This is a genomic window from Nocardia sp. NPDC003693 (assembly GCF_053981095.1).
The window spans coordinates 27,797-42,255 of the sequence record NZ_JBSFNO010000046.1; the positions used below are offsets into that span (position 1 = coordinate 27,797).

Sequence of the window (14,459 nt, forward strand, 5' to 3'; positions counted from 1 at the left end):
GTCCCCGCCTAGCGCACCAGTTCGGGTTCGGTGGTCTGCTCGACCGCCGCGACCGTTTCTCGGGTGCGCATCGACGCCCACAGGGCGGCGGTCGCGGCCACACAGGCCGCGGCGCCGCCGACGTGGATGGCGACCAGCGCGGCCGGGACGTCGGTGAAGTACTGCACGATGCCGACCAGGGCCTGGCTCGAGATCAGGGCGATCAGGACGATCAGGCGCTTGCGGATCGCGGCGGTCATGCCGATGGCGGCCAGGCCGAAGCCGAGACCGACGACCAGGCTCAGGTAGGCGACCAGCAGCTCCGCGTGCAGGTGCACCAGCGTGCTGATCTCCACCTCGAGCCGGGCGACCGGGCGCTCGATGCTCTTGTCACCGGCGTGCGGACCGGCCGCGGTCACCAGCGTGCCCGCGACAAGCGTTGCGCTGAGGGCGATTCCGCTCAGGGCGGTGAGCAGGCGCAGCGGCTTGGGCACCAGGATGGTTTCGGTGCCGTCGTCCGGTTCGGCGATCTTGGCGTACAGGAGCGTGGCCAGCCACACCATGAGCATCGACACCAGCAGGTGCACCGCCACGGTCCACCACAGCAGGCCCGTGCGCACGGTGATGCCGCCGATGATGGCCTGCAGCACGGTGCCGCCGGGCATCAGCCAGGCGTAGATCTGCACCTCGCGCCGGCGCCGGGCCCGGGTCACCGCGATCACCACGGCGGCCGCGCACAGGGTCACCGCGAAAGTCAGCAGGCGATTGCCGAATTCGACCGCCTGGTGGATCACCGGCACCTCGGCCACGGTGACCGGGACGAAGCTGCCCGGGAAGCACTGCGGCCAGGTGGGGCAGCCCAGCCCGGAGGCGGTGACGCGGACGATGGCTCCGGTGACCGAGATTCCGGCCTGCGACAGGATCACCGCGAAGGCGATGAGCAGCTGCGTCCGCTGGGAGGGAAGCGGGAACCGGTCGGCGAATCGCTGGAAGGCGCGAGATAGCACGCGTCGATGGTAGCGGGAGCGCATTCCACCCCGTCATCGGGCCTACTACGGCGTGTCGTGGATTGTGCCGGGTGACCCGAAACGCGTGGCAGCGCGCTTCTAGTCGAAGCGGAAGTACTTGGTCGCCAGCCAGCCGGCGAGCCCGCCCCAGCCGGCCAGCACCGCGAACCCGTACCAGTCCACGCCGCCCTGCAACGCCCGTTCCAAGGTCGCGGTCAGCGCGCCCGAGGGCACCGCGCGCGCGAGCAGGTTCACCGCCTGCGGGACATCGTCGGACATCAGCACCAGGCTCGCGATGCCCAGCATGACGAACCAGAGCACGTTCGCCAGCGCCAGGACGATCTCGGCCTTGAGCGTGCCGCCCAGCAGCAGGCCCAGCGCCGCGAAGGTCGCCGTGCCCAGCGCGATCACGATCGCGCCCAGCGCGAGCCCGGCGATCGAGGGCCGCCAGCCCAGCGCGAAACCTATGGCGCCCAGCAGAATCGACTGCAGCACCACCACGATCAGCACCGCCGCGCACTTGCCCGCGACGATGCCCCAGCGCGGCAGCGGGGTGGCCCCGAGGCGCTTGAGCGCGCCGTAGCGGCGATCGAAGCCGACGGCGATGGCCTGTCCGGTGAACGCGGTCGACATGACCGCGACCATCATGACCGCGGGCACGATCCGATCGACCCGGTGCTCGCCGAGCCCGGTCAGCGGCAGCAGCGTCAGGCCGATCAGCAGCGTGATCGGGATGAACATGGTCAGCAGCAGCTGTTCGCCGTTGCGCAGCAGCAGGATCAGTTCCAGCCGGGTCTGGGCGGCCATCATGCGGGCCCGGGTCGTCGGCTGCGGATTCGGGGCGAAGGTGCCCGGCGCGAAGCGGTTCAGCGTCTCGGTCATCCGCGCAGTTCCCGTCCGGTGAGTTCGAGGAAGACATCTTCCAGCCGGCGCTGGTCGATGCGAATATCGGTGGGCAGCACGTCGATTCGCGCGCACCACGCGGTGACGGTGGCCAGGACCTGCGGGGTGATCTCGCCGCGCAGCTGATAGGAGCCCGGGGTGGCCTCCTTGGGCAGGAACCCTTCGGGCAGTGCGGCTTCCAGCAGCGACAGATCCAGATTCGGCGGGGCCGTGAAGGCCAGGCGGCCCTCGGCGTTGTGTGAGGTGACCTCGCTCGGGGTGCCCTGGGCCACGATGCGCCCGTGGTCGATGATGACCAGCTGATCGGCGAGCTGTTCGGCCTCGTCCATGAGGTGCGTGGTGAGCAGCACGCTCACACCGTCCCGGCGTAGCGCGTCGATGAGCTCCCACACCAGATGCCGGGCCTGGGCGTCCAATCCGGCGGTGGGCTCGTCGAGGAACACGATCTCGGGGCGGCCGACCAGCGCGCACGCCAGTGCCAGCCGCTGCTGCTGACCGCCCGAGAGCCGCCGGTAGGGGGTGCGCCGGGCGTCCTGCAGGCCGAGGGTTTTCAGCAGCCATTCCGGGTCCAGCGGCCGCGCGGAGTACGAGGCGACCAGGTCGAGCATCTCGCCCGCGCGCGAACCGGGGTACGCGCCGCCGCCCTGCAGCATGACGCCGATGCGCGGGCGCAGGCGATCCGAATCCGCGACGGGATCCAGGCCGAGCACGCGCACGCTGCCCGTGTCGGGGGCGACGAAGCCCTCGCACATTTCGGTGGTGGTCGTCTTGCCCGCGCCGTTGGGGCCGAGCAGGGCCAGCACCTGCGCGCGTTCGATCTCGAAGCTGATGCCGTCCACCGCGGTGGTCTCGCCGAAGCGTTTCACAATGCCGTCGACTTTGACGGCGGGTGCGGAGGCTGCGGTCACGATGAGACACCGTAGGCCGTGGGCTGCTGTGACGGAGCCGACACCCCCGGCTGTTTGCGCCACGGCAGCACATTTCGGGTCAGGAAGATGAACGCCAGGCCCACGATCACGGTGGCGATGGCGGACTCGACGATCTGGAAGACGTAGAAGTCGGCGCCGCGCGGCATGACGATCACGCTGACCACGGCGGAGAAACAGACTGCGGGTACCCGGAACGCGGGCCGGTTGGCCCAGGCCGCGAGCGGGACGATGGCCCACAGCAGATACCAGGGCTGCACGACGGGGAACAGCAGCACGATCGCGCCGAGGGAAACGCCCATCGCCCCGACCGGATGCAGGCGCCCGGTCCAGGTGGCCACGAGCATGCGCACGGTGATGAACGCGGCGACGGTGCCGGCGATCGGCCGGGTGATGGCCAGCAGCGCGGTCGTGTGGTCGCCGAGTCCGAGTAGTACGCCGCCGAATCCGGTGATGACCCCGATGGCGGTGGGCAGCGACATCCAACTGCGCACGGCGCTGGCCACATTGAGGGTGTGCACCCAGCCGAAGCCGAGGCCGCTGACACCGCTCACGAACAAGGTGGTGGCCAGGGCGATGACGCCCAGCAGCGCGCCGGTGCCGATGACGACCTTCAGGCCACCGCCCCAGCGTTTGGCCAGCGCCATGGTGACGAAGCCGAGCGCGATGATCGAGGTGATCTTGATGGAGGAGGACAGCGCGATGATCACGGTCCCGAAGACCAGCAGCGCCCACGCGCGCCGGTCGAACGGGTGGGTGTCCTCGGCGGCCCGCAGGCAGAATTCCAGGCCGGCCAGCATGAGCCCGAGCATGATCGCGTCGTTGTGCACGCCGCCGACCAGGTGGAACAGCACCAGCGGGTTCGCCGCGCCCAGCCACAGCGCGCTGACCGCGGCCACGCCGCAGCGCCGGGCCAGCCGCGGCAGCGCCCACACCATGAGCGCGACGCCCGCGAGTACGAGCAGCCGATGCAGCCACACCCCGGCGATGATGTTGTCGCCGGTCAGTTCCGCGATGCCGCGACCCATCCACAGGAACAGCGGGCCGTAGGGCGCCGGGGTCTCGCGCCAGATGTTGGGCACGTTGTTGGTCAGGACGTTGTTGATCCCCAGCCCGCCCGCGGGCCCGACCTCGTAGGGGTCCAGTCCGCGCGCGGCGATCTCGCTCTGCGCCAGATACGAATACACGTCGTTGCTGAACATGGGCGGTGCGACGCTGAGCGGAATGATCCACAGCAGCAGCGTGCGATCGAGCTGTGAGCGTGTGAGCCGGTGCAGCGGGTTGCCGCCCCACCCGCCGACGGCGAAGCGCCCGAGCAGCAGCCACGCCATGACGACCAGGACCGCGCCGATCATGCACAGCGCCAGGGTCGAGGTGTGCGCCCGCGCGAAGAAGCCCAGCACCCGCACCCCGGAGGTGGGGTTCTGGTGCACCGGCTGCGCCCCGACGCCCAGGGCCGCGATCGCCATGATCACCGCGCCGGTCGCCCCGAGCAGGCGGATCCGCATCAGCTGCAGCGTTTCTCGCCGGTCCAGTCCCGGTGCGTCCGCGTCGGCGGTGTGCAGCACCGCGATCGTGTGATCAGCGGGTGAGACGTCCAGGCCGAGCGCCCGGCGTCCCAGTTCGATCACTCTGCGCCGCGCGCCGTCCACTACCGCCACGGTCCCGAAGCCTAGTCGGCCGAACCACCCCCGACTCCGATCGCCCGCCCCTACCCCCGGTGCGTCGCCACCGCCCCGCCGACCCCCGGTTCCCGTGCGGCCCGGGCCCGGGTACGCGGCTGTGCCTCGAGTTATGTTTATGGCAACCGTCCGCGAGGATTGGAGTGGTCGAGCGTGTCTGTCCCTGCCATGCATCCGCGCCCCGGGAATCTGCGTGCGGTCGCCGAGCAGATCCAGCAGGCCACGGGATTACGCGTAGAGATCCTGGGGGGCAGCCTGGTGATGTCGCCGACGCCGCGCGGCAAGCACGCCGGCTCGATTCGCCGTATCCGTCAGCAGCTCGAAGCACATATGCGGTCCGGATCGGCGACCTACGAGGTCACCTCGATTCCCATGCCGGGTGACGACGACGACTACTGCACCCCTGATCTGATCGTGCTGCCCGACAGCTGGGACGAAGACGACGAGTGGCTTGCCGATCCGGCGGACGTCGAACTCGCCGTCGAGGTGATCTCCAAGAGCGAGAAGGCGCGGGAGATCGCCGACAAGAACGGCTGGTACGCGCTCGCCGGTGTGCGGGTGTTGCTGGTCGTCGATCCTCGATTCGGCCGCTGGATTCTGCACACGCATCCGAAAGACGGTGCCTACCACGGGCTGTTGGACGGGGAGTACGGCGATCCGATTCCGCTGCCGGATCCGTTCGGCTTCGCGCTGGACAGCGGATGTCTGCCCCGATACGGGGAGCAATAGCGCGGATTCGTTCGGCGGGTGGGGAGTTGGCCGCAGTCGTTGTGAAAATGCGCTCTGTGCAACCTGATTGGGCTGTCTCGTGGGAGTTCCGGGCGCATTTCGACTGTTCGTGTCGTACCCCGCTCATACGCTGGGGGGATGGTGTCGGAGTCGAAGCGGCGAATCGAGATGGCGGCGGCGGGGCTTTTGGCCCGGCACGGCTATCACGGGTTCGGACTGAAGAAGCTGAGTGAAGCGGCCGGACTGCCGTACGGGTCGATTTACCACCACTTTCCGGGCGGGAAAGAGGAGATCGCGGTGTCCGCCGTCACCAGCACGGGGGTGGTGATCGGGCAGATGATCCGGGACGCGCCCGAGGACGTGTTCGACAGGACCGCAACGCTGTTCGAGGTCATGGTCACCAAACTGACTGCGTCCCAGTGGACCGACGGCTGCCCGGTGGGCACCCCGGCGCTCGACGGCGGTACCGACGTGGCCGCGGTCCGCACCGCCTGCGTCTCGGCATTCGATGCCATGGCGAGCGGTTTCGCCGAGCTGCTCACCGAGATGGGCATGCCCGAGGCGCACGCGCGCGAACTGGCCACCACGGTCGTCGCGGCCTATGAGGGCGCGACGCTGCTGGCCCGCGTCCGACGCTCGGACGAGCCGCTGCTGACGGTCGCGGCGGCCATGTCGCGGTTGATCCGCCTGAGCCTGTCCGAGGTTCCGGTCGCCGACCCGGCCCCGACGTAGGGGAGATCGCGGCGGCCGAATGCCGGGTCTCGAACCGCTCTCGGCGGATGGCGAATGTTCAGCTATCAATTAGAGTGCGAGGGGGATCGCCGCGCGGCCGGTGCGGTGATCGCCGATCGATTCCGTACTGCCCTACGAGGGAACGGGGAGATCATGGCTCGCAACTCGGTTGCTACCCAGCTGGTCGACGTGCTCGTCGCCGCCGGGGTCGAGCGGGTGTTCGGACTGGTCGGCGACAGCCTCAATCCGTTCGTGGACGCGATCCGGCGAACATCCGGCATCGAGTGGGTGCACTGCCACAACGAGGAGAGCGCCGCCTTCGCCGCGGGAGCCGAAGCGTTGCTGACCGGTCGCCTCGCGGTGTGCGCCGCGAGCTGCGGACCGGGCAACACCCACCTGATCCAGGGGCTGTACGACGCGCACCGCAACGGCGCGCCCGTGCTGGCCATCGCCTCGCACATTCCCAGCCGCGAGATCGGCACCGGCTTCTTCCAGGAGACCCATCCGGAACGACTGTTCGTGGAATGCAGCCACTTCTGCGAAATGGTGAGCATCGCCGACCAGATGCCCCGGCTCTCCTATATCGCCATGCAGACCGCGCTCGGCAGGCGCGGGGTCTCGGTGCTGGTCGTGCCGGGCGACGTGCTGCAGGGCGAGGCCGAGCATCGCGGCTGGCGGTCGGACCTGGTGACCGAGGCCGCGGTCGCGGTGCCGCCCGCGGCGCAGGTGGACCGGCTCGCCGAGGCGATCAACGACGCCGACACGGTGACCCTGTTCGCCGGCGCGGGGGTGCGCGGCGCGCACGCGCAGGTCATGGCCCTGGCCGAGCGCGTCAACTCCCCGGTCGGGCACGCCCTGGGCGGTAAGGAGTGGATCCAGTTCGACAACCCGTACGACGTGGGCATGACCGGTCTGCTCGGGTACGGCGCGGCGTACGAGGCCATGCACGAGGCCGACCTGCTCATCATGCTCGGCACCGATTTCCCCTACGACAACTTCCTGCCGCAGGACGGCCGCATCGCCCAGATCGACCGCGACCCCGCCCGCATCGGCCGCCGTGCCGCCATTGACATCGCGGTGCACGGCGATGTCGCCGCGACCATCGACGCCCTGCTACCGGTGGTGCAGCACAAACCGAGCCGCGCGTTCCTGGACGACATGCTGCGCCGCAACGCCGCGTCGCTCGAGCACGTGGTGGACGCCTACACCCACGACATCGAGCACCACACCCCGATCCACCCCGAGTACGTCGCCGCCCTGCTCGACGAGATCGCCGACGACGACGCGGTGTTCACCGTCGACACCGGCATGTGCAACGTCTGGGCCGCCCGCTATCTGAGCCCGAACGGCCGCCGCCGCATCATCGGCTCGTGGCGGCACGGCACCATGGCCAACGCGCTGCCGCACGCCATCGGCGCGCAGTCGGCTTTTCCGGGCCGCCAGGTGATTTCGCTGTCCGGCGACGGCGGGCTGGCCATGCTGATGGGGGAGTTGCTCACGGTCTGGCGGCATCGGCTGCCGGTGAAGATCGTGGTGTTCAACAACTCCTCGCTCGGCATGGTGAAACTGGAGATGCTGGTGGACGGGCTGCCCGACTACGGCACCGATCACGAACCCGTCGACTACGCCGCCATCGCCGCGGCCGTCGGGCTGAAGTCGATCCGGGTCACCGATCCGGCGAAAGTCCGTGCGGCACTGGAACAGGCGTGCGCCGAGCCCGGCCCGGTCCTGGTGGACGTGGTGACCGACCCCAACGCGCTCTCGCTGCCGCCCAAGATCGACGCTGCCCAGGTCAAGGGCTTCGCGCTGGCCGCGGGCAAGATCGTGCTCGGCGGCGGGGTGGGCCGGATGGTCGAGCTGGCCCGCAGCAACCTGCGCAACATTCCGCGGCCCTGACCTGGGGCAGCAGCGCCCTCGGACGGGATCGCCCGGGCGGAAGGCGTTGCGGCGGATCGGCTTCTACCGATCGGGCGGGGCCCGATTCACGCGTGTGCGGTCTTGTCCGACGGGATGAACGCTCCGAACGCGGGTCGGTGCGGTGGCGCACTGTTTCGATCAGAGGCGGCGCACTGTCCCGATCAGAACAGCCCGCTGATCCCGTCACCCAGCGATTTCGCGCTCAGCAGCGCGAACAGCACCGCCATGACCACATAGTGATTGCGGATGGTCCAGTCCTTCCACCGCTCCAGGGTGGCCGAGGAGGAACGACTGCTCACGAAGTGCATCGCGAGTGGAATCAGTACGCCCAGTGAGGAAATGGCCACGAAGATCGACCCCGCGACGAGCTGTCCCGGACCGTGCAACGCGGACTCGGCGGTAGTCACCGCCCCGGACGCGATCTGCATGACGTTCTTCGGACTCGCCACGACCAGCACCACGCCCAGGACCACACATTTCGCGGTGGTGAACTGCTCGAGGTTCTCCAGCCGGCGCGGCAGCGTACCGACCTCGGCGGCGCGGGCCAGACGCAGCTGCCGCAGGGTCATCAGCGCCAGCAGCACGCCGAGGGTGAGCCGGAACCAGGCGACCCAGGTCCCCGGATGTCCGTCCCGGTGCGCGCCCGCCGCCTCCGCGATCAGCAGCAGCCCCGCGAAGATGCCCGCCACCGCCAGCACCCACCCCAGCGCGAATGCCAGGGCGTTTCCCCGTCCGCCCCGCGGCACGGCCACCAGCAGAATGACCGCGATCAGTGCGACCGGACTGATCGCCACACCGACCGCGTGGCTGAGAAACTGCCCGATCGCGTTCCCCATGAAAACTCCTGCCGTCGAGGTGAATTCGAGTCGTGATCGCCGCGGGAATCAGCTGTTCGAGGGGTCCTACCCGCCTGTGCTCTGCTCGTCGCCCGGCCTGGTCCGACCTGGCTCGTCACTGTGCCCGCGTCGTCCTGGCTCGTCGCCTTGCCTGTGGCGGCCCGACTCGTCGGTCCGCGCGCCGCGGCGGGGGGTATCGCGCGGATGCACGGGCTGCGTGCCGCGCGGTGCACCGTCCGATTTCCCCTGCACGACCGCTGCCGCGTCGAGGGGATGGTCGGGCTGCACCGCGTCAATCCGCCGATACGCCCCGCCCTGACCCGGCCTGGGATCGGGCTCATCGACGTTCGGCCAGAACGCCGCCGCGCGTTCGGCCTGCGCGCACACGGTCAGCGCCGGATTCACCCCGGGATCAGCGGTGACCGCGGCCGCCCCGACCACGCTGAGCGAGGGATAGCCGAACACCCGGTGATAGGCATCGATCACCCCGTCGCGCGGATTCCCGCCGATACAGCATCCACCCAGCTCCCGGTCGGTACCCGGTAGGCCGATCGTGCCCGCGCCCGTCCGTGACCGCACGGTCGCCACGAGGTGACGCAGCGCCGTGTGGCCGGCGGATATCTCGCGGCCATCCGGTCCGGCGTGCCCCGCGTGCGTCCCCCATCCGTCACGGTCCCCGCCGGTAGGCGTGGGTTCGCCCAATCGCGCCGACAGATGATTCAGCACCCCGCGATCACGCATGTCGGCCAGCAATCGCCGGGTTCCGCGCGCTCCGGCCGCGAGCACCACCTGCCCGGCGGTGAACGTCCGCCGCCCGACCCACCAGGGCCGCCCGGTGCGCTGAGCCGACACCTTCCAGCCGCCGGCGCGCAACGGCCGCACGGTCATCACCGTCGTCATCGGCACGATCCGCGCCCCGCCGCGCTCGGCGCAGGTCAGATAGCGGCGAGGCGGAATGCTCAGTGCCCGTTCGTAATACGGCTCGAGTTCGGCTCGCCAATCGGTGATCCCGGCCCACCGCTCGTCGCCGAAGAACGCGTCCCCCGGCACCTGCGGCCGCGCCTCCTCGCCCGGTTCGGCGAACCCGCGTCCCGCGGCGATCACCGCCACCCGGTAGCCCTTCTCGATCAGCCGCAGCGCGGTGACGCTCCCGCCGCAGCCGGACCCGACGATGACCACATCGAAATCCATGTCCGCCGCCACACGGCCGCCTCTCGATAGGGAAGGTGGTGGCTCGAGCGTAGCTATCGATTTGCCGATCGTCGGGGATCTGCCGGGATTTCACCCTTTTTGGTGGACGCTGGTCGGTCGGTTCGGTCGAGCCCTCGCGCGACCGCAAATTTCCCGCGAATCCGGCCCGCTCACCGGGCCAATCCGGCGCAGGTTGGACGGTGTGCAGAGAGTCACACGCCCCAGCCCCCCGAAGTCAGGTGACCCTTACTGGAACGCGGGATGGAATTCCGTCACACTGATGTTGTGAAAACCGTGGGTTTGCGGAATGCGGGAGCGGAGACCGGGCGCCGGAAGGGCGCCCGGCCCGTTGTCGCGTCCGGACCCGCCGGTGAGGGCCACACCCGCGAGGCCGTCATCAAGCTCCTGCTGGAAGAGGGGCCCATCACCGCCACCGATATCGGCAAGCGGCTGGCCCTGACCCCGGCGGGCGTGCGACGGCACCTGGACGCGCTCATCGAATCGGGCGAGGCACGCGCCGCCCGGTCCGCGGCGTGGCAGCAGAAGGGCCGCGGGCGCCCGGCCAAACAGTTCCAGCTGACAGCCACCGGCCGGGGCCGTTTGGGGCATGCCTACGATGACCTCGCCGGCGCGGCCATGCGCCAGCTGCGCGAGATCGGCGGCGACAAGGCCATCACCGAGTTCGCGCGCAAGCGGGTCGCCGCCATAGTCGCCGGAATCGAGCGGCTCGGCGGGACCACCCCGGAGGCGACGACCGAGAAGGCCGAGGAGATCGCGGAAGCGTTCACCGAAGCCGGCTTCGCCGCCTCCACCCGGAAAGTTGGTGCGGGCGTGCAGATCTGCCAGCATCACTGCCCGGTGTCGCATGTGGCCGAGGAGTTTCCGGAGCTGTGCGCCGCCGAGCTGGAGGCCTTCCGGGAATTACTCGGCACGCACGTGCAGCGCCTGGCGACCATCGCCAACGGCGATTGCGCGTGCACCACGCATGTCCCGGTGCTGCCGCTGGCCGTGCCCCCTAGAACGAGTACCGCATAAACCACCGCAAGAACCCGCAGCAAGTTCCGTTGCACAGCCCGCAACGGCATCTACACAACGACTCCGGAAGGAGTGCCGAATGACGACGACGACCGACCAGGTGCAGCCGCTGTCCCAAGAGGAGACCATCGCCTCGATCGGGACTTACGGGTATGGCTGGGCCGACAAGGATGTGGCCGGTGCCAGTGCCAAGCGCGGCCTGTCCGAGGAGGTCGTGCGCGATATCTCGGCGAAGAAGAGCGAACCCGAGTGGATGCTCGACTTCCGGCTGAAGGCGCTGCGCATCTTCGAGAAGAAGCCCATGCCGAACTGGGGCTCGGACCTCGACGGCATCGATTTCGACAACATCAAGTACTTCGTGCGCTCGTCCGAGAAGCAGGCCGCCACCTGGGAGGACCTGCCCGAGGACATCAAGAACACCTACGACAAGCTCGGCATCCCCGAGGCGGAGAAGCAGCGCCTCGTGTCAGGTGTCGCGGCGCAGTACGAGTCCGAGGTCGTCTATCACTCGATCCGCGAGGATCTCGAGAAGCAGGGCGTCATCTTCCTGGACACCGATACCGCGCTCAAGGAGCACCCGGAGCTGTTCCAGCAGTACTTCGGCACGGTCATCCCGTCCGGTGACAACAAGTTCTCGGCGCTGAACTCGGCCACCTGGTCCGGTGGCTCGTTCATCTACGTGCCGAAGGGCGTGCACGTGGACATCCCGCTGCAGGCGTACTTCCGCATCAACACCGAGAACATGGGTCAGTTCGAGCGGACGCTGATCATCGTCGACGAAGACGCCTACGTGCACTACGTCGAGGGTTGTACCGCACCGATCTACTCCTCGGACTCGCTGCACTCCGCGGTCGTGGAGATCATCGTGAAGAAGGGTGGCCGCTGCCGGTACACCACGATCCAGAACTGGTCGAACAACGTCTACAACCTGGTCACCAAGCGGGCCAAGGCCGAGGCGGGCGCGACGATGGAATGGGTCGACGGCAACATCGGCTCCAAGGTCACCATGAAGTACCCGGCCGTGTGGATGACCGGTGAGCACGCCAAGGGCGAGGTGCTCTCGATCGCGTTCGCCGGTGCGGGTCAGCACCAGGACACCGGTGCGAAGATGCTGCACCTGGCGCCGCACACGTCCTCGAACATCATCTCCAAGTCCGTGGCGCGCGGCGGCGGTCGCGCCTCCTACCGCGGTCTGGTGCAGGTGAACAAGGGCGCGTACGGCTCGAGCTCGTCGGTCAAGTGCGATGCGCTGCTGGTGGACAACATCTCTCGCTCGGACACGTACCCCTATGTGGACATCCGCGAGGACGACGTGACCATGGGCCACGAGGCGACGGTGTCCAAGGTGTCCGAGGACCAGCTGTTCTACCTCATGAGCCGCGGTCTGACCGAGGACGAGGCCATGGCGATGGTGGTGCGCGGCTTCGTCGAGCCCATCGCCAAGGAACTCCCCATGGAGTACGCCCTCGAGCTCAACCGCCTGATCGAACTGCAGATGGAAGGAGCCGTCGGCTGATGACGGTCGAGAACGTAGCCGTTGCCGCTGAGGCTCGTACCCCGGCGGTGAACAAGGGCGAGGTCTTCGCCTCGTTCGACGTCAACGCCTTCGAGATCCCCTCGGGTCGCGACGAGGCGTGGCGCTTCACCCCGATGCGCCGCCTGAACGGCCTGCACGACGGCACCGCCGTGCAGGACGGGCAGGCGACGGTCGAGGTCAACTCGGTCGAGGGCGTCACCGTGGAAACGGTCGAGCGCACCGACGAGCGCCTCGGCCAGGGCGGGGTGCCCACCGATCGCGTTGCCGCGCAGGCGTACTCGGGCTTCGAGCAGGCGACCGTCATCTCGGTCGGCGCCGAAACCGAAGTGGCCGAGGCGGTTTTCGTGACCATCACCGGTCCGGGCGCGGGCAAGGTGGCCTTCGGTCACACCCAGATCCGCCTGGCCAACTTCGCCGTCGCCACCGTGGTCATCGACTACCGGGGCAGCGGAACCTTCGCCGACAACGTGGAATTCGTGCTCGGGGACAGCGCCAAGCTGTCGGCCGTCATCGTCCAGGACTGGGCCGACGACGCCGTGCACGTCACCATGCACCACCCGCGCGTGGGTCGCGACTCCACGCTGCGGCACACCAACGTCACCCTCGGCGGCGACCTGGTGCGCCTGGCGGCGAACGTGCGCTACGCGGGCCCGGGCGGCGACGCCGAGCTGCTCGGCCTGTACTTCGCCGACGACGGCCAGCATTTCGAACAGCGCCTGCTGGTCGATCATTCGCAGCCCAACTGCAAGTCCAACGTGCAGTACAAGGGTGCGCTGCAGGGTGATCCGAGCTCCTCGAAGCCGGACGCGCACACCGTGTGGGTGGGCGATGTGCTCATTCGCGCGGCCGCCGAGGGCACCGACACCTACGAGGTGAACCGGAACCTGGTGCTCACCGATGGCGCGCGCGCCGATTCGGTGCCGAACCTGGAGATCGAGACCGGCGAGATCGTCGGCGCCGGACACGCCTCGGCGACCGGTCGTTTCGATGACGAGCAGCTGTTCTACCTGCGCTCGCGCGGTATCACCGAGGAGGCGGCGCGGCGTCTGGTCGTGCGCGGCTTCTTCCACGAGATCATCCAGAAGATCGCCGTCCCCGAGGTTCGGGAGCGGCTCGAGGCGGCCATCGAGGCCGAACTCGCCGCCGTGGGCGTCTGACGCTCACTCACCTGAACCCCCATACTTCCCTCCCCATAAAGGAATTCGAATTCGATGACCACCCTGGAAATCAAGGACCTGCACGTCGAGGTCGCCAACCCCGACGAGTCCGGCGAGCCCATCAAGATCCTCAAGGGCGTCAACCTGACCGTGAAATCCGGTGAGACGCACGCGATCATGGGCCCCAACGGCTCGGGCAAGTCGACCCTGTCCTACGCCATCGCCGGTCACCCCAAGTACACGGTCACCTCGGGCACCATCACCCTCGACGGTGAGGACGTGCTGGAGATGTCGGTCGACGAGCGCGCTCGCGCCGGCCTGTTCCTGGCCATGCAGTACCCGGTCGAGGTCCCCGGCGTCTCGGTCTCCAACTTCCTGCGCACCGCCGCCACCGCCGTCCGCGGCGAGGCCCCCAAGCTGCGCACCTGGGTCAAGGAAGTCAAGGAGTCGATGTCCGAGCTGGAGATCGACCCGTCGTTCGTGGAGCGCTCGGTCAACGAGGGCTTCTCCGGCGGTGAGAAGAAGCGCCAGGAGATCCTGCAGCTGAGCCTGCTCAAGCCGAAGATCGCGATCCTGGACGAGACCGACTCGGGCCTGGACGTGGACGCGCTGCGCATCGTCTCCGAGGGCGTGAACCGCTACAAGGAGCGCGAAGAGGGCGGCGTCCTGCTGATCACCCACTACACCCGCATCCTGCGCTACATCAAGCCGGACTTCGTGCACGTGTTCGTCGGCGGTCGCATCGTCGCCGAGGGCGGCGCGGAACTCGCCGAAGAACTCGACTCGAACGGCTACGTGCGCTTCACCTCTGCTGCTGTAGGAGCCTAG

General features: G+C 68.8%; 13 protein-coding genes and 1 pseudogene. 7 read left to right on the forward strand and 7 right to left on the reverse strand.

Annotated features, from left to right (window positions below):
• Window positions 1–8: 8 nt before the first annotated feature.
• The 4 genes from ACWDOP_RS33670 to mptB form a co-directional block, all read right to left on the reverse strand.
• Complete coding sequence (locus tag ACWDOP_RS33670; RefSeq protein ID WP_456348288.1) at window positions 9–986, reverse strand: COX15/CtaA family protein; 978 nt, start codon at window positions 984–986, stop codon at window positions 9–11.
• A gap of 99 nt (window positions 987–1,085) precedes the next feature.
• Complete coding sequence (locus tag ACWDOP_RS33675) at window positions 1,086–1,868, reverse strand: ABC transporter permease (protein WP_454203048.1); 783 nt, start codon at window positions 1,866–1,868, stop codon at window positions 1,086–1,088.
• Complete coding sequence (locus ACWDOP_RS33680) at window positions 1,865–2,797, reverse strand: ABC transporter ATP-binding protein (RefSeq protein ID WP_456348289.1); 933 nt, start codon at window positions 2,795–2,797, stop codon at window positions 1,865–1,867. Before ACWDOP_RS33680 ends, ACWDOP_RS33675 begins: the two co-directional genes overlap by 4 nt.
• Window positions 2,794–4,476, reverse strand: coding sequence for a polyprenol phosphomannose-dependent alpha 1,6 mannosyltransferase MptB (gene mptB, locus ACWDOP_RS33685; protein WP_454203050.1), 1,683 nt, complete (start codon window positions 4,474–4,476; stop codon window positions 2,794–2,796). The genes ACWDOP_RS33680 and mptB overlap by 4 nt, the downstream gene beginning before the upstream one ends.
• 174 nt (window positions 4,477–4,650) lie before the next feature.
• Between mptB and ACWDOP_RS33690 the strand changes: the two genes are divergently transcribed.
• The 3 genes from ACWDOP_RS33690 to ACWDOP_RS33700 all read left to right on the forward strand — a co-directional run bounded on the left by ACWDOP_RS33690 (window position 4,651) and on the right by ACWDOP_RS33700 (window position 7,854).
• On the forward strand, window positions 4,651–5,226 hold the full coding sequence (locus tag ACWDOP_RS33690) for a Uma2 family endonuclease (RefSeq protein WP_456348290.1): 576 nt from the start codon (window positions 4,651–4,653) through the stop codon (window positions 5,224–5,226).
• Between the two features lie 138 nt (window positions 5,227–5,364).
• Window positions 5,365–5,958 (forward strand): TetR/AcrR family transcriptional regulator, encoded by a 594-nt coding sequence (locus tag ACWDOP_RS33695; RefSeq protein ID WP_454203051.1) that lies wholly within the window; start codon window positions 5,365–5,367, stop codon window positions 5,956–5,958.
• Between the two features lie 153 nt (window positions 5,959–6,111).
• Window positions 6,112–7,854, forward strand: coding sequence for a pyruvate dehydrogenase (locus tag ACWDOP_RS33700; RefSeq protein WP_456348291.1), 1,743 nt, complete (start codon window positions 6,112–6,114; stop codon window positions 7,852–7,854).
• 182 nt (window positions 7,855–8,036) lie between these two features.
• Here ACWDOP_RS33700 and ACWDOP_RS33705 read toward each other — a convergent pair whose 3' ends face one another.
• From ACWDOP_RS33705 to ACWDOP_RS33715, 3 genes and pseudogenes are all read right to left on the reverse strand, one after another.
• A complete protein-coding gene (locus ACWDOP_RS33705) occupies window positions 8,037–8,711 on the reverse strand; it encodes a GAP family protein (RefSeq protein ID WP_456348292.1) in 675 nt (224 codons plus the stop codon).
• A 66-nt stretch (window positions 8,712–8,777) separates the two neighbouring features.
• The gene (locus ACWDOP_RS33710) at window positions 8,778–9,611 is read right to left on the reverse strand and encodes a GMC oxidoreductase (RefSeq protein ID WP_456348312.1); all 834 of its coding nucleotides are present in this window, start codon (window positions 9,609–9,611) and stop codon (window positions 8,778–8,780) included.
• 182 nt (window positions 9,612–9,793) lie between these two features.
• Window positions 9,794–9,902 (reverse strand): annotated as a pseudogene (locus ACWDOP_RS33715) (FAD-binding protein); the annotation flags it as partial.
• A 261-nt stretch (window positions 9,903–10,163) separates the two neighbouring features.
• Between ACWDOP_RS33715 and ACWDOP_RS33720 the strand changes: the two are divergent.
• The 4 genes from ACWDOP_RS33720 to sufC all read left to right on the forward strand — a co-directional run bounded on the left by ACWDOP_RS33720 (window position 10,164) and on the right by sufC (window position 14,459).
• Entirely contained in the window at window positions 10,164–10,937 is a 774-nt protein-coding gene (locus tag ACWDOP_RS33720) for a helix-turn-helix transcriptional regulator (protein WP_456348293.1), read from the forward strand.
• 79 nt (window positions 10,938–11,016) lie between these two features.
• Complete coding sequence (gene sufB / locus ACWDOP_RS33725; RefSeq protein ID WP_454203055.1) at window positions 11,017–12,453, forward strand: Fe-S cluster assembly protein SufB; 1,437 nt, start codon at window positions 11,017–11,019, stop codon at window positions 12,451–12,453.
• Entirely contained in the window at window positions 12,453–13,631 is a 1,179-nt protein-coding gene (sufD, locus tag ACWDOP_RS33730) for a Fe-S cluster assembly protein SufD (RefSeq protein WP_456348294.1), read from the forward strand. The genes sufB and sufD overlap by 1 nt, the downstream gene beginning before the upstream one ends.
• 54 nt (window positions 13,632–13,685) lie before the next feature.
• Window positions 13,686–14,459, forward strand: a complete 774-nt coding sequence (sufC, locus tag ACWDOP_RS33735) for a Fe-S cluster assembly ATPase SufC (RefSeq protein WP_454203057.1) — start codon at window positions 13,686–13,688, stop codon at window positions 14,457–14,459.

Excerpts from the sequence above, each read along its gene's own strand:
- ACWDOP_RS33710 (WP_456348312.1), bottom strand. The coding sequence starts at position 9,611 with ATGACGACGGTGATGACCGTGCGGCCGTTGCGCGCCGGCGGCTGGAAG.
- ACWDOP_RS33705 (WP_456348292.1), bottom strand. The coding sequence starts at position 8,711 with ATGGGGAACGCGATCGGGCAGTTTCTCAGCCACGCGGTCGGTGTGGCG.
- ACWDOP_RS33720 (WP_456348293.1), top strand. The coding sequence starts at position 10,164 with ATGGAATTCCGTCACACTGATGTTGTGAAAACCGTGGGTTTGCGGAAT.
- ACWDOP_RS33695 (WP_454203051.1), top strand. The coding sequence starts at position 5,365 with ATGGTGTCGGAGTCGAAGCGGCGAATCGAGATGGCGGCGGCGGGGCTT.
- ACWDOP_RS33675 (WP_454203048.1), bottom strand. The coding sequence starts at position 1,868 with ATGACCGAGACGCTGAACCGCTTCGCGCCGGGCACCTTCGCCCCGAAT.
- ACWDOP_RS33700 (WP_456348291.1), top strand. The coding sequence starts at position 6,112 with ATGGCTCGCAACTCGGTTGCTACCCAGCTGGTCGACGTGCTCGTCGCC.
- sufB (WP_454203055.1), top strand. The coding sequence starts at position 11,017 with ATGACGACGACGACCGACCAGGTGCAGCCGCTGTCCCAAGAGGAGACC.
- sufC (WP_454203057.1), top strand. The coding sequence starts at position 13,686 with ATGACCACCCTGGAAATCAAGGACCTGCACGTCGAGGTCGCCAACCCC.
- sufD (WP_456348294.1), top strand. The coding sequence starts at position 12,453 with ATGACGGTCGAGAACGTAGCCGTTGCCGCTGAGGCTCGTACCCCGGCG.